This is a genomic window from Streptomyces sp. NPDC050504 (genome assembly GCF_044458065.1).
Classification (GTDB): Bacteria; Actinomycetota; Actinomycetes; order Streptomycetales; family Streptomycetaceae; genus Streptomyces.
Genome location: NZ_JBITHO010000012.1, coordinates 275,053 through 288,487, shown reverse-complemented (window position 1 = coordinate 288,487; position 13,435 = coordinate 275,053). Strand labels below are relative to the sequence as shown.

General features: G+C 71.6%; 15 protein-coding genes. 4 read left to right on the top strand and 11 right to left on the bottom strand.

Annotated elements, in window-relative coordinates; translation table 11 throughout:
- Nucleotides 1-108: 108 nt before the first annotated feature.
- On the top strand, nt 109-1,308 hold the full coding sequence (locus tag ACIBNE_RS36005; protein ID WP_399279308.1) for a S8 family peptidase: 1,200 nt from the start codon (nt 109-111) through the stop codon (nt 1,306-1,308).
- 117 nt (nt 1,309-1,425) lie between these two features.
- Nucleotides 1,426-1,983, top strand: coding sequence for a DUF1697 domain-containing protein (locus tag ACIBNE_RS36000; protein ID WP_399279306.1), 558 nt, complete (start codon nt 1,426-1,428; stop codon nt 1,981-1,983).
- On the opposite strand, the gene ACIBNE_RS35995 is transcribed toward ACIBNE_RS36000, so the two are convergent.
- A complete protein-coding gene (locus tag ACIBNE_RS35995) occupies nt 1,970-2,779 on the bottom strand; it encodes an aldo/keto reductase (protein WP_399279304.1) in 810 nt (269 codons plus the stop codon). The two genes, ACIBNE_RS36000 and ACIBNE_RS35995, sit on opposite strands and share 14 nt — an antisense overlap.
- Nucleotides 2,780-2,866: 87 nt before the next feature.
- Between ACIBNE_RS35995 and ACIBNE_RS35990 the strand changes: the two genes are divergently transcribed.
- Complete coding sequence (locus tag ACIBNE_RS35990) at nt 2,867-3,451, top strand: TIGR03086 family metal-binding protein (RefSeq protein ID WP_399279302.1); 585 nt, start codon at nt 2,867-2,869, stop codon at nt 3,449-3,451.
- 78 nt (nt 3,452-3,529) lie between these two features.
- Entirely contained in the window at nt 3,530-4,183 is a 654-nt protein-coding gene (locus tag ACIBNE_RS35985) for a DsbA family protein (RefSeq protein ID WP_399279300.1), read from the top strand.
- A 5-nt stretch (nt 4,184-4,188) separates the two neighbouring features.
- Here the strand turns inward: ACIBNE_RS35985 and ACIBNE_RS35980 are convergent, their stop codons facing one another.
- From ACIBNE_RS35980 to ACIBNE_RS35935, 10 genes are all read right to left on the bottom strand, one after another.
- Nucleotides 4,189-4,965 (bottom strand): sirohydrochlorin chelatase, encoded by a 777-nt coding sequence (locus tag ACIBNE_RS35980; protein ID WP_399279298.1) that lies wholly within the window; start codon nt 4,963-4,965, stop codon nt 4,189-4,191.
- Nucleotides 4,966-4,975: 10 nt separating this feature from the next.
- Nucleotides 4,976-5,875 (bottom strand): ABC transporter permease, encoded by a 900-nt coding sequence (locus ACIBNE_RS35975; RefSeq protein WP_399279296.1) that lies wholly within the window; start codon nt 5,873-5,875, stop codon nt 4,976-4,978.
- The gene (locus ACIBNE_RS35970) at nt 5,862-6,662 is read right to left on the bottom strand and encodes an ABC transporter ATP-binding protein (RefSeq protein ID WP_399279294.1); all 801 of its coding nucleotides are present in this window, start codon (nt 6,660-6,662) and stop codon (nt 5,862-5,864) included. The genes ACIBNE_RS35975 and ACIBNE_RS35970 overlap by 14 nt, the downstream gene beginning before the upstream one ends.
- Before the next feature lie 28 nt (nt 6,663-6,690).
- A complete protein-coding gene (locus ACIBNE_RS35965; protein WP_399279292.1) occupies nt 6,691-7,803 on the bottom strand; it encodes an aliphatic sulfonate ABC transporter substrate-binding protein in 1,113 nt (370 codons plus the stop codon).
- A 218-nt stretch (nt 7,804-8,021) separates the two neighbouring features.
- The gene (locus tag ACIBNE_RS35960) at nt 8,022-9,350 is read right to left on the bottom strand and encodes a sulfate adenylyltransferase subunit 1 (RefSeq protein WP_399279290.1); all 1,329 of its coding nucleotides are present in this window, start codon (nt 9,348-9,350) and stop codon (nt 8,022-8,024) included.
- A complete protein-coding gene (gene cysD, locus ACIBNE_RS35955; protein WP_399279288.1) occupies nt 9,351-10,289 on the bottom strand; it encodes a sulfate adenylyltransferase subunit CysD in 939 nt (312 codons plus the stop codon). It abuts the gene before it with no gap.
- Nucleotides 10,286-10,843, bottom strand: coding sequence for an adenylyl-sulfate kinase (gene cysC / locus ACIBNE_RS35950; protein WP_399279286.1), 558 nt, complete (start codon nt 10,841-10,843; stop codon nt 10,286-10,288). The genes cysD and cysC overlap by 4 nt, the downstream gene beginning before the upstream one ends.
- Nucleotides 10,843-11,541 (bottom strand): phosphoadenylyl-sulfate reductase, encoded by a 699-nt coding sequence (locus ACIBNE_RS35945; RefSeq protein WP_399279284.1) that lies wholly within the window; start codon nt 11,539-11,541, stop codon nt 10,843-10,845. The genes cysC and ACIBNE_RS35945 overlap by 1 nt, the downstream gene beginning before the upstream one ends.
- Nucleotides 11,538-11,717, bottom strand: a complete 180-nt coding sequence (locus ACIBNE_RS35940) for a hypothetical protein (RefSeq protein ID WP_399279282.1) — start codon at nt 11,715-11,717, stop codon at nt 11,538-11,540. The genes ACIBNE_RS35945 and ACIBNE_RS35940 overlap by 4 nt, the downstream gene beginning before the upstream one ends.
- A complete protein-coding gene (locus ACIBNE_RS35935) occupies nt 11,714-13,411 on the bottom strand; it encodes a nitrite/sulfite reductase (protein ID WP_399279280.1) in 1,698 nt (565 codons plus the stop codon). Before ACIBNE_RS35935 ends, ACIBNE_RS35940 begins: the two co-directional genes overlap by 4 nt.
- Nucleotides 13,412-13,435 lie beyond the last annotated feature (24 nt).

Genomic DNA, 13,435 nt, shown 5'->3' with positions numbered 1-13,435 from the left:
CTTGATCTGGGCGCGTCAATCGGTCAGGGTTTCGAACCAGTCCCACCGGAGGTTTTCCGCCGGTCGGGCATTCCCCCCACAAAAACAATGACGAGGAGACCCCTCTTCATGGCAACTCACAAGCGTCGCAACCGGATCAAGCTGACCGCCGCGATCACCGCGGTGGCCGCCGCCGCCGGAGTGACCGTCCTCAACACCTCGTTCGCCGGTGCGGCCCCCACGCCGCAGGGCAAGATCTACGGGGCGAACGCCGAAGGCGCCGTCGCTGGCAGCTACATCGTCATGCTCGACGAGAAGGCCGACAAGGCCGAACTGGCGAAGGAGTACGGCGGCAAGCTCCAGCGCACCTACACCTCGGCCATCAACGGCTTCTCCGCCAGCGGCCTCACCGCCGACGAGGCGAAGAAGCTCTCCACCGACCCGGCCGTCGCCAAGGTGGTGCAGAACAAGAAGTTCACCATCGACGCGACCCAGGACGACCCGCCCTCGTGGGGCCTGGACCGCATCGACCAGGCCGACACCGCGGGCGACAAGAAGTACACCTACCCGGACGGCGGCGGCGAGGGCGTCACCGCCTACGTCATCGACACCGGCGTCCGCGTCTCGCACGAGGACTTCGAGGGCCGCGCGGTCTCCGGCTTCGACGCCATCGACAACGACGACGACGCGAACGACGGCAACGGCCACGGCACGCACGTCGCCGGGACCATCGCGGGCGCCGCCCACGGCGTCGCCAAGAAGGCGAAGATCGTCGCGGTGCGCGTGCTGGACGACGGCGGCTCGGGCACCACCGAGCAGGTCGTCGCGGGCATCGACTGGGTCACCAAGAACCACCAGGGCCCCTCCGTCGCCAACATGAGCCTCGGCGGCGGCGTCGACGAGGCCCTGGACGAGGCCGTCCGCAAGGCCATCGCCTCGGGCGTCACCTTCGGCATCGCGGCGGGCAACGAGTCGTCCGACGCCTCCCAGAGCTCGCCCGCGCGCGTCGAGGAGGCCATCACGGTCGCCGCGTCCACCGACGCGGACGCCCAGGCCGACTTCTCCAACTACGGCCCGCTCGTGGACATCTACGCCCCGGGCCAGGACATCACCTCGTCCTGGAACGACAGCGACGGCGGCACCAAGACCATCTCCGGTACGTCGATGGCGACCCCGCACGTCGTCGGCGCCGCGGCGGTCTACCTCGCGGGACACCAGGACGCCACCCCGGACCAGGTCGCCCAGGCCCTGACCGACGGTGCCACGCCCGACAAGATAGGCAACCCGAGCGAGGGCACCCCCAACAAGCTCCTCAAGGTCGTCGAGTAGCACCCGGCCCGCCGGAGCGGCCCGCCAGGGCCTCCTCAGGAACGGCGGCCGCCGCGCCCTCCCCCACGGGGCGCGGCGGCCGCGCCCGTGTTCGACCCGCCCTCTAAGGTGACGGCCATGACGACCACGTACGCGCTGCTGCTGCGCGGCATCAACGTCGGCGGCCACCGCAAGGTGCCCATGGCCGAGCTGCGTTCACTGCTCACCGGGCTCGGGTACGGCGACGTCCGCACCCACCTCCAGAGCGGCAACGCCGCCTTCACCACGGGCCGCGCGGACGAGGCCGGTCTGGAGGCCGCGATCGGCCGGGCGGTCGAGGAGCACTTCGGCTTCGCCGTCGACTGCCTCGTCAGGGACGGGGCGTACCTGCGGGCCGTCGTCGACGCCTGCCCGTTCCCGGCCGCCGACCTGGAGCCCAAGCAGCTCCACGTCACCTACTTCTCCCGGCCCGTCACCGCCGACAGGTTCGCCGCCGTGGACCGCGGGGCCTTCCTGCCCGAGGACTTCGCCCTCGGCGACCGGGCGCTCTACCTCTACGCCCCCGAAGGGCTCGGCCGCTCCAAGCTCGCCGAAGTCCTCGCCCGCCCCGCCCTCAACAAGGGCGTCGTCGCCACCACGCGCAACTGGAACACCGTCACCAAGCTCGTCGAACTGACGGCCGTCAGCCCCGCGTGACCCCGTCGGCCGCGTCCAGCGCCTCGACCTCCTCGGCGGAGAGCCGCAGGCCGGCGGCCGACAGGTTCTCCGCCAGGTGCGCGAGCGAGCCCGTGCCCGGGGTCGGGCAGAGCACGGGGGAGCGGTGCAGCAGCCAGGCCAGGGCCCGGCGCGGATCGTCCAACGCGCCGTTGGCCAGCGGAAACCACGGCAGGAACGCCAGGCCCCTGGCCTCGCACAGCTCCAGCACCGGCTCCGAAGCGCGGTCGACGAGGTTGAACCGGTTCTGCACCGAGGCGACGTCGGTCAGGGCCAGCGCCCGCGTCAACTGGTCCGCGTCGACCGTGTCGAGACCGACGTGCCGGATCTTGCCCTCGCGCCGCAGCTCGTCCAGCGCGCCCAACTGCTCGGCCATCGGCACCCCGGGGTCCAGCCGGTGCAGCTGGTACAGGTCGATCCGGTCCGTGCGCAGCCTGCGCAGGCTGGCCTCGCACATCGCCCGCAGCTGCTCGGGGCGGCCCGCGACGTGCCAGGCGTCGGCGCCGGTCCGCACGACCCCGCCCTTCGTCGCGATCACCAGGTCGGCCGGGTACGGGTGCAGCGCTTCGGCGACCAGCTCCTCCGCGATGCCGGGGCCGTAGTTGTCCGCCGTGTCGATCAGGTTCACGCCCCGCTCCACCGCGCGCCGCAGCACCGCGACCGCGTCCGCGCGCTCCCCGCGCGGACCCCAGTAGCCGGGCCCGGTGAGCTGGGCCGTGCCGAAACCGAGGCGGCGCACGGGCAGGTCGCCGCCGAGCAGAAAGGTCTCCGAGATCATGGAGGGACCGTACAGCTGTTCGTGACGGGGGTCCGCTGTCGCGTTTCTTCAAGCCGGTCCCGCACCTCCGTACCTACGCTGATCAGCATGGAAACCACGCACAAGCACATGGTCGAATGCGCCGCCGAAGCCGCCAGGGTCGCCCGGGGCGTCACGGCGGAGCACCTCGCGGGCACGGCCACGCCCTGCGCCGACTGGGACGTGCGGACCCTGGTGAACCACTGGGTCCTCTACACCTCGTACGGCCTGGAGCGCCGCGCCGCCCGTGTCCAGCTCCCCGACGAGCTGACCGCGCGGGACTTCACCGCGGAGCCCGACTGGGCCGGGGCGTACGCGGCGCAGCTGGACCGTGCCGTCGCCGCCTGGGCCGACCCGGCGGTGTGGGAGGGCGACGTCGACTTCGGCGGCGGGAGCGCGCCGGCCGCGGACGTGGCGGCGATGGTCACCAAGGAGATGGCGGTGCACGGCTGGGACGTCGCGCGGGCGACGGGCCAGGACTTCCACGTGTCGCAGGACGCGGGCGCGTTCGTGCTCGGCGTCGTCCGCGAGCACGGCGACCTCTACCGGCAGTACGGCGGCTTCGCCGCGGAGCGGCCGGCGGGCGAGGGCGCCACGGACTTCGAGCGGGCGCTGGCGGAGTCGGGGCGCGACCTGGGGTGGCGGGCGGCCTGAACGCCACCTGATTGGCCCAGCCGTACACGCGCCCAATGGCCCGTACCCACCGGCCATTGGGGCACTAGCCTCACGGCCATGAGCAACGAAACACCGGCCCCCGCCCCTGCCTCCGCCCCCGCCCCGGCCCCCGCCTCCGTCGACTTCTACTTCGACCCCGCCTGCCCCTTCGCCTGGATCACCTCCCGCTGGATCCTGGAGGTCGAACGGCAGACCGGCCTCGACCTGCGCTTCCGGGTGATGAGCCTGTACCTGCACAACGAGGGCAACGAACTCCCCGACTGGTACCGCGAACTCGTCGACAAGTCGATCGGTCCGGTGCGCGTCGCCGTCGCGGCCGCCCAGCAGCACGGCGACGCGGTCCTGCGCGACCTCTACACCGCGTTCGGCACCCGCATCCACGAACGGGCGGCGACCGACTTCGACCAGGTCGTCGTCGAGGCCCTGGCCGAGCTCGGCCTGCCCGCCGAACTCGCGGGGGCCGCGCACTCCGACGCGTACGACGGACTCCTGCGCCGCAGCCACGAGTCGGGCCAGGACCCGGAGGCGGGCGGCTACGTGGGCACACCGACGATCCACGTGGACGGCACCGTCTGGTTCGGGCCGGTGCTCAATTCCATTCCGCGTGGCGCGGAGGCGGTCCGGCTCTTCGAGAGCTTCCGGGTGCTGGCGAACCACGGCGACTTCTTCGAGCTGAAGCGGACCAGGACGGGGAAGCTCGACTTCGCCTGATCGACTCAGGCGACGGTGACCGTCGACAGCCGCGCCGCCGCGCGCTCCTCGGTCGCCTCGGCGTAGCGCGTCAGGACCAGGCGGGCCAGCTCGGGGGCCGGGCCGATGACGTCCGCGAGGACATCGGCCCCGCCCTCCGCCGCGCCGCGCGCGATGCGGTCCGGCAGGAAACCGGGCGCGATGACGTACGGGGCGACCGCGACGCGCTCCGCGCCCTCGGCGCGCAGCGCCCGTACCGCCTCGTCCGTCCTGGGCAGAGCCGCGGAGGCGAACGCAGGCCGCACGGCGCACCAACCGGTGTGCCGCAGCTCCCGCGCGATTTCAGCGATCACTGCGATCGCCTCCGGGTCGGTGGAGCCCGCCGAGGCCAGGACGAGCCCGGTCCCGCGGCGGTCGGCGGGGGTGAGCCCCGCTCCCGCTTCGGCGAGCCGCCGCTGGAGCGCGGCGAGCAGCAGCGGCGAAGGGCCCAGCACCCCGGCCGTGCCGATGCGCAGCCGGGGCAGGCGCGCCGCCGCCTCGTGGAGCACGGCCGGGATGTCGGCCTTGGCGTGGAAGGCGCGGGTCAGCAGCAGGGGGAGGGCGATGACGTCCTGCTCTCCCTCCGCCGCCAAGCGCTCCAACACCCTCGGTACGGAGGGGGCGTTGAAGTCCAGGAACCCCGTCTCCACGCGCAGTCCGGGGCGCAGCGCCCGCACGCGCCGCACGAGGGCGTGCACGGTCGCGGCGTGCCGCGGGTCGCGGCTGCCGTGGGCGATGACGAGAAGTACGGGGCCTTGGTTCATCGTGGCGCGCTCAGCTCTTCACCAGGAGACCGCGGCTGCGCAGGATCCACCGCTCCAGCGGACTGAAGATCAGCAGATCGATGGCGATGCCGACGATCAGGATGAGGAAGATGGCGAGGAAGACGCCCGCCATGTCGAAGTTGTTCCGGCCGTTCTCCAGCAACTGCCCGAGTCCCAGGCCCAGATCGGGTGAGGACGCGATGATCTCGGCGGCCATCAGCGAGCGCCAGGAGAACGCCCAGCCCTGCTTGAGCCCCGCCACGTAGCCGGGCAGCGCGGCCGGCATCACGATGTGCCAGGTGCCCCGCAGCCCGGTCGCGCCGAGCGTGCGGCCCGCCCGCAGGAAGAGCGGTGGCACCTGGTCGACGCCGGACACCAGGCCGTTGGCGATCGAGGGGACCGCGCCCAGCAGGATGACCGCGTACATCATCGAGTTGTTGAGGCCGAGCCAGATCACCGCGGGCGGCACCCAGGCCACCGAGGGCAGCGACTGGAGCCCGGAGAGGATCGGTCCGATCGCCGCCCGGACGAACGGCACCCGGGCCACCAGCAGCCCCAGCGGCGTGCCGATCGCGAGCGCCAGCAGGAAGCCGAGCAGACCGCGCGAGACGCTGGTCCAGACGACTTCGATCAGGGTGCCCTGCATCCACATCTCGGACAGGCTGTCCCACACCGCGGACGGTGAGGGCAGCTTGCTCGGGTCGGTGACCTCCGCCCAGACCAGCACCTGCCAGACGGCGAGCACCAGTGCGACGGCGGTCAGCGGCGGCAGGACCTTCTTGAGCAGCACCTCGCGGACCGGGGTGCGGTGCGACTGCACCGCGTCCAGCGCGTCGAGCCCGGCTTCGAGCCCCGCGAGGTCCTCGGCACCACCGGTCTTGCGTACTTCGGTGGTCTCAGTGCTGGCCATGTCGGCGGATCTCCCCACGCAGTTGTTCGGTGATCTCGACGGAGAGTTCCGCCACGGCGGAGTCCTCGATCCGGCGCGGCTGCGGGATGTCCACCCGCCACTCGTGCGCCACCCGGCCGGGCCGCGAGGAGAGCAGCACGACCCGCTCGGCGAGCCGCACCGCCTCGCGGACGTTGTGGGTGACGAACAGGACGGAGACGTTCGTCTCGGCCCAGATCCGGGTCAGCTCGCCGTGCAGCACGTCCCGGGTGATGGCGTCCAGCGCCGCGAACGGCTCGTCCATCAGCAGCAGTTGGCTGTCCTGGGCGAGCGCGCGGGCCAGCGCCACGCGCTGGCGCATGCCGCCCGACAGCTCGTGCACCCGCTTGCCGTACGAGCCGCCGAGCCGCACCAGTTCGAGCAGCCGCTCCGCCTCGCCGCGCCGCTCGGCCTTCGCCACGCCGCGCAGCCGCAGCGCCAGCTCGATGTTCTTGCCCGCGGTGAGCCACGGGAACAGCGCGTGCTCCTGGAACATCAGGGCGGGCCGCCCGCCGGGGGTCTCGATGGACCCCGCGGACGGGCGGTCGAGCCCGGCGACCAGGTTGAGCAGCGTGGACTTTCCGCAGCCCGATGCGCCCAGGAGGGTGACGAACTCACCGGGCGCGACATCGAGCGAGATGTCGTCCAGGACGAGCTGCGACCCGGCGGGGCCGGGGAAGGACTTGGAGACGTGCGCGATGCGGGCGGCGTGGCCGGTCCCGGACGCCGCGCTCCCCTCGATCTGGTCCTCGGTCAGGGTGGAAGCCATGATCGTCACCTCCTGGGATCCGGGACGGTTACTTGACGCCGAGACCGGCGTCGGCGACCGCGGGCTTGTTCTCGGCCTTCAGCACCTTGTTGAGCGGCTTCAGGTCGTAGATGCCGTTCAGGTCGGGCTCCTTGAGCAGCCCGGCCTTGACCGCGTGGTCGGCCTGCGCCTGGAGCGTGGCCGCCAGCGGGTCGTCGGTGAACTGGATGGACTTCCACGCCGGGTCGATGATCTCCGGCTTCAGCTCCTTGCCGGTCAGCGCCTTCAGCTTGGCGTTGGCCGAGGCCTTCGCCCTGTCGGGGTTGGCGTTGATCCACGCGTTGGTCTTCACCGAGCCGCGCAGCACCGCCTCGACGACGTCCGGGTGCTCCTTGAGGAACTTCTGCGACACGATGATGTTGGTGATCACGAACTTCTTGTCGGGCCACAGGTCCGACTCGTTCAGCAGCACCTTGGCGCCCTCGCTGACCAGCTTGGACGCGGTCGGCTCCGGCACCCACGCGCCGTCCAGGGAACCGGACTTGTAGGCGTCGGGCGTCACCTTGTTGTCCGAGCGGACCACCGAGACGTCGCCCTTGCCGGACTGGGAGTCGACCTTCCAGCCCTTCTCCGCGATCCAGTTGAGGAACGCGACGTCCTGGGTGTTGCCGAGCTGCGGGGTGGCGATCTTCTTGCCCTTGAGGTCGTCCAGGGTCTTGATCTTGTCCGGGTTGACCACGAGCCGCACGCCGCCCGACGCCGAACCGGCCAGGATGCGCAGGCTCTTGCCCTGGGACTTGGTGTAGCCGTTGATCGAGGGGGAGGGGCCGATGAAGCCGATGTCGATCGACCCGGCGTTCAGCGCCTCGATCTCGGAGGGGCCCGCGTTGAAGGTGGTGGACTTCAGCTGGGTGCCGCCCAGCTCCTTCTGGATGAGGCCCTCCTGGTCGCCGACGAGCGCGGTGGCGTGCGTCAGGTTGGGGAAGTAGCCGAGCCTGACGGTGTCGGCGGAGAGCTTCTTGCCCTCGGCGGCCACCTTGCCCTTCTCGTCGTCCTTCTTCTCCGAGCCGTAGCCGCAGGCGGCGAGGGCACCGACGAGCAGGGGCAGTGCGGCGGCCGCGGCGACGGAGCGGCGCAGGGTGGCGCGGGGCGTGGCAGGCACGGGAGGTGTTCCTCTCGGTGGCCCGGCTCTCACGCCGTCAGGGCGTGGCCGGGGGAGCGTCGGGTCTTCGGCGGTACGGGGTGCGGGGGGTGTGGGCGCGCGAGCGGTGCGCGTACGTCAGCGCGCACATCGCGCCACCCCTCCGTTGCCCGCGCCGAGGAAGCCGCTGCCGATGCGGCCGCCCTCCTTGGCGAAGGTCGCGTAGACGTCGAAGGCCATCAGAAGTCCCAGCCTTCCTCGTCCTCGACGGTCGTGGTCTTCGTGGTGGCGAAGGACTCGCCCGCCATGCCGGCCGCCAGCGTGGTGCCGTCCGCCGGGTCGATCAGCAGGAAGGAGCCGGTGCGCCGCGAGTCGGCGTACGCGTCGAGCGCCAGCGGCTCGGCGGTGCGGACCTTCACCCGGCCGATGTCGTTGGCCACCAGCCGCCCCGGCTCGGGGTGCTGCGAGAGGTCGTCCAGCGTGAGCCGGGACGGGATCTCCTTCACGATCGCCTTGACCGTGCGGGTGGTGTGCTTCAGCAGCACCCGCTGGCCGACGGTGAGCGGCGTGTCGGCCACGTGGCAGACCGTCGCCTCGACGTCCTGGCTGGTCGCGGGCGCGTCGCCGCTCGGCACGAGCAGGTCGCCGCGCGAGACGTCGACGTCGTCCTCCAGCAGGAGCGTCACCGACTGCGGGGTCCAGGCGACGTCCACGGACTCGCCCAGCGCGTCGATCCCGGCGATCTTCGAGGTACGGCCCGACGGCAGCACCGTCACGGACTCGCCGACCCGGAACGTGCCCGCCGCGATCTGCCCCGCGTAGCCCCGGTAGTCGGGGTGCTCGGCGCTCTGCGGGCGGATCACGTACTGGACGGGGAAGCGCGCGTGGCAGGTCGCCAGGTCGTGGCTGACCGGCACGGTCTCCAGGTGTTCGAGCACGGTGGGGCCGCCGTACCAGTCCATGTTGGCGGACGGGTCGACCACGTTGTCCCCGGCGAGCGCCGAGATCGGGATCGCGGTGATCTCCGGCACGCCCAACTCGGAAGCGTACGTGGTGAATTCCTCGGCGATCTCCGCGAAGACCGACTCGCGGTAGTCCACCAGGTCCATCTTGTTGACCGCGAGCACCACGTGCGGCACGCGCAGCAGCGCGGCCACCGCGGCGTGCCTGCGGGTCTGCTCGACCACGCCGTTGCGCGCGTCGACCAGGACCACGGCCAGCTCGGCGGTGGAGGCGCCGGTCACCATGTTGCGGGTGTACTGCACGTGGCCCGGCGTGTCGGCCAGGATGAAGCGGCGCCGCGCGGTGGCGAAGTAGCGGTACGCCACGTCGATGGTGATGCCCTGCTCGCGCTCGGCGCGCAGCCCGTCGGTCAGCAGCGCGAGGTCCGGGGCCTCCTGGCCGCGCCGCGCGGACGCCGCCTCGACGGCCTCCAGCTGGTCGGTGAGCACGGACTTGGAGTCGTGCAGCAGCCGGCCCACCAGCGTGGACTTGCCGTCGTCGACGGACCCGGCGGTGGCGAAGCGCAGCAGGGTGGTGGCGCTCGACTGCTCGGTGGTGCTGGTCATTTAGAAGTACCCCTCGCGCTTGCGGTCTTCCATCGCGGCCTCGGACATCTTGTCGTCCGCCCGGGTCGCGCCCCGCTCGGTGAGCCGGGACGCGGCGATCTCCGCGATCACCGCGTCGAGCGTGGTGGCGTCGGAGTCGACGGCGCCGGTGCAGGACATGTCGCCGACCGTGCGGTAGCGGATCAGCCGGGTCTCGGTCGGCTCGGACTCCTTGGGGCCGCCCCACTCGCCGGCCGTCAGCCACATGCCGTCGCGCTTGAACACCTCGCGCTCGTGCGCGAAGTAGATGCCGGGGAGCTCGATCCCCTCGCGCTCGATGTACTGCCAGACGTCGAGCTCGGTCCAGTTGGAGAGCGGGAAGACCCGTACGTGCTCACCGGGCGCGTGCCGGCCGTTGTACAGCTGCCACAGCTCGGGGCGCTGGCGGCGCGGGTCCCACTGGGAGAACTCGTCGCGCAGCGAGAACACCCGCTCCTTGGCGCGGGCCTTCTCCTCGTCGCGGCGCCCGCCGCCGAACACCGCGTCGAACTTCTCGGCCTGGATCTTCTCGGTGAGCGGCACCGTCTGGAGCGGGTTGCGGGTCCCGTCGGGCCGCTCGCGCAGCGTGCCCGCGTCGATGTACTCCTGCACGGACGCGACGTGCAGCCGCAGCCCGTGCCGCTCGACCGTGCGGTCGCGGTACTCGATGACCTCGGGGAAGTTGTGCCCGGTGTCGACGTGCAACAGCGAGAACGGCACCGGCGCGGGCGCGAACGCCTTGAGCGCCAGGTGCAGCATGACGATGGAGTCCTTGCCGCCGGAGAAGAGGATCACCGGCCGCTCGAACTCGCCCGCCACCTCGCGGAAGATGTGCACGGCCTCCGATTCGAGGGCGTCCAGGTGGCTGAGCGCGTAGGGGCTGTCGGTGCCCTCGTGCACGGTGGTGGCCGTGGTGGTCACAGCGAACCCCTCTCGGTCAGGAGCGCGTACAGCGCGTCCGCGGACTCGGCGACGGTCTGCCGGTGCGACTCGATCCGCAGGTCCGGGGCCTTCGGGGCCTCGTACGGGTCGTCGACGCCGGTCAGTCCGCTGATCTCGCCCGCCGCCTGCTTGGCGTACAGACCCTTCACGTCGCGCTCGGAGCACACCTCGACCGGGGTCGCGACGTGCACCTCCAGATAGGCGGTGCCCTGCTTGGCGTGGCGCTCGCGCACCGCGTCGCGGCTGTCGGCGTACGGGGCGATGACCGGCACCAGCACGAGCACGCCGTTGGACGCCAGCAGTTCGGCGACGAAGCCGATGCGCTGCACGTTGGTGTGGCGGTCCGCGCGGTCGAAGCCGAGGCCCGCCGAGAGGAACTCGCGGATCTCGTCGCCGTCGAGCACCTCGACCCGGTGGCCCTCGTCCTTCAGCCGCCCGGCCAGCTCGTACGCGATGGTGGTCTTCCCCGCGCTCGGCAGCCCGGTGAGCCAGATGGTGGCCCCAGTCACGTTCTTCACTCCCAGATCCGTCATCAGCCGTGCAGCCCGCACTCGGTCTTGTTGCGGCCCGCCCAGCGGCCCGCGCGGGCGTCCTCGCCCTCCTCGACGCGGCGCGTGCAGGGGGCGCAGCCGATCGACGGATAGCCGTCCATCAGCAGCATGTTGGTGATCACCCCGTGCTCCGCGACGTACGCGTCCACGTCGCCCTGCGTCCAGCGGGCGATCGGCGACACCTTGACCTTGCGCCGCCTGGCGTCCCAGCCCACGACCGGGGTGTTCGCCCGGGTCGGGGACTCGTCGCGGCGCAGGCCCGTGGCCCAAGCCGCGTAGTCCTTGAGGCCGTCCTCCAGGGGCTTGACCTTGCGCAGCGCGCAGCAGAGGTCGGGGTCCCTGTCGTGCAGCTCCGGGCCGTACTCGGCGTCCTGCTCCGCGACGGTCTGCCACGGCAGCAGCGTGACGACGTTGACGTCCATCACGGCGGCGACCGCGTCGCGGGTCCCGATGGTCTCGGGGAAGTGGTAGCCCGTGTCCAGGAAGACCACGTCCACGCCGGGCCTGGCGCGGGACGCGAGGTGCGCCACGACCGCGTCCTCCATGGAGGAGGTGACGCAGAAGCGCGCGCCGAAGGTGTCGGTGGCCCACCGCAGGATCTCCAGCGCGGGTGCGTCCTCCAGCTCCCGCCCGGCGCGCTCGGCCAGCTCCTTCAGTTCTTCGTCCTGAGCAACCGTCATATCTCTTCGCCTCCGCCTGGGTCGCGCTGAACTCCCCGGGCGAGCAGCCCGAGGAACTTCAGCTGGAATGCGCGGTTGCAGGCCGCGCATTCCCAGGCGCCGTGACCGGTCTCGTTGGGGCGCAGGTCCTCGTCGCCGCAGTACGGGCAGTGGAAGGGGGCGGCGCGCTCGCTCACGACAGGGCCTCCTCGCTCGCGCGGGCCGCCCAGGTCGCGAAGCGCTCGCCGTCCTCGCGCTCGGCGCGGAAGCGCTTCAGCACGCGCTCCACGTAGTCGGGGAGTTCGTCGGCGGTGACCTTCAGGCCGCGCACCTTGCGGCCGAACCCGGCCTGGAGGCCGAGCGCGCCGCCGAGGTGCACCTGGTAGCCCTCGACCTGGTTGCCCTCGTCGTCCAGGACCAACTGCCCCTTGAGGCCGATGTCCGCGACCTGGATGCGGGCGCAGGCGTTCGGGCAGCCGTTGATGTTGATGGTGAGCGGTTCGTCGAAGTCCGGTACGCGGCGCTCCAGTTCGTCGATGAGCGAGGCGCCGCGCGCCTTGGTCTCGACGATGGCGAGCTTGCAGTACTCGATGCCGGTGCACGCCATCGTGCCGCGCCTGAACGGCGACGCGTTCACCTTGAGGTCGAGCGCTTCGAGGCCGGAGACCAGCGATTCCAGCCGGTCCTCGGCGACGTCCAGCACGATCATCTTCTGCTCGGTCGTGGTGCGCAGCCGGCCCGAGCCGTGCGCCGCCGCCAGGTCCGCGATCTTGGTGAGCGTGGCGCCGTCGACCCGGCCGACGCGCGGCGCGAACCCGACGTAGAAGAGCCCGTCCTTCTGCCGGTGCACCCCGAGGTGGTCGCGCCAGACCTCGGCGGGCTGCTCGGGCGCGGGCCCGTCGACCAGCGTGTACTTCAGGTACTCGGTCTCCAGGACCTCGCGGAACCTCTCCGGGCCCCAGTCGGCGACCAGGAACTTCAGCCGGGCGCGGTTGCGCAGCCGCCGGTAGCCGTAGTCCCGGAAGATCCCGATGACGCCGCCGAAGACGTCGGGCACCTCCTCCACCGGCACCCAGGCGCCGAGCCGCACGCCCAGCTTGGGGTTGGTGGACAGGCCGCCGCCGACCCAGAGGTCGAAGCCGGGGCCGTGCTCGGGGTGGACGACGCCGACGAAGGCGATGTCGTTGATCTCGTGCGCCACGTCGAGCTGCGGCGAGCCGGAGATCGCGGTCTTGAACTTGCGCGGCAGGTTGGAGTAGTCCGGGTTGCCGATGAAGCGGCGCTGGATCTCGTCGATGGCGGGCGTGCCGTCGACGATCTCGTTCTCGGCGATGCCCGCGACCGGCGAGCCGAGGACGGTACGGGGCGTGTCGCCGCAGGCCTCGGTGGTGGAGAGGCCGACCGCTTCGAGCCGCCGCCAGATCTCCGGCACGTCCTCGATGCGGATCCAGTGGTACTGCACGTTCTGCCGGTCGGTGAGGTCGGCGGTGCCCCGGGCGAACTCCTCGGAGATCTCGCCGATCACCCGCAGCTGCTCGGTGGTGAGCCGGCCGCCGTCGATCCGCACCCGCAGCATGAAGTACTCGTCGTCCAGCTCCTCCGGCGCCAGGATCGCGGTCTTGCCGCCGTCGATCCCGGGCTTGCGCTGGGTGTAGAGCCCCCACCAGCGCATCCGGCCGCGCAGGTCGTTGGGGTCGATCGAGTCGAATCCGCGCTTCGAGTAGATCGTCTCAATGCGTGTCCGCACGTTGAGACCGTCGTCGTCCTTCTTGAACTGCTCGTTGCCGTTCAGCGGGGTGAAGTGCCCCGCGGCCCACTGTCCTTCGCCACGGTGGCGTCCGGCCTTGCGGCGGGGCGTGGTTGCGGCAGGCTGTTCCGGGGTGGCGGCCATGGAGGTACGTCCTTCGGGACTGCA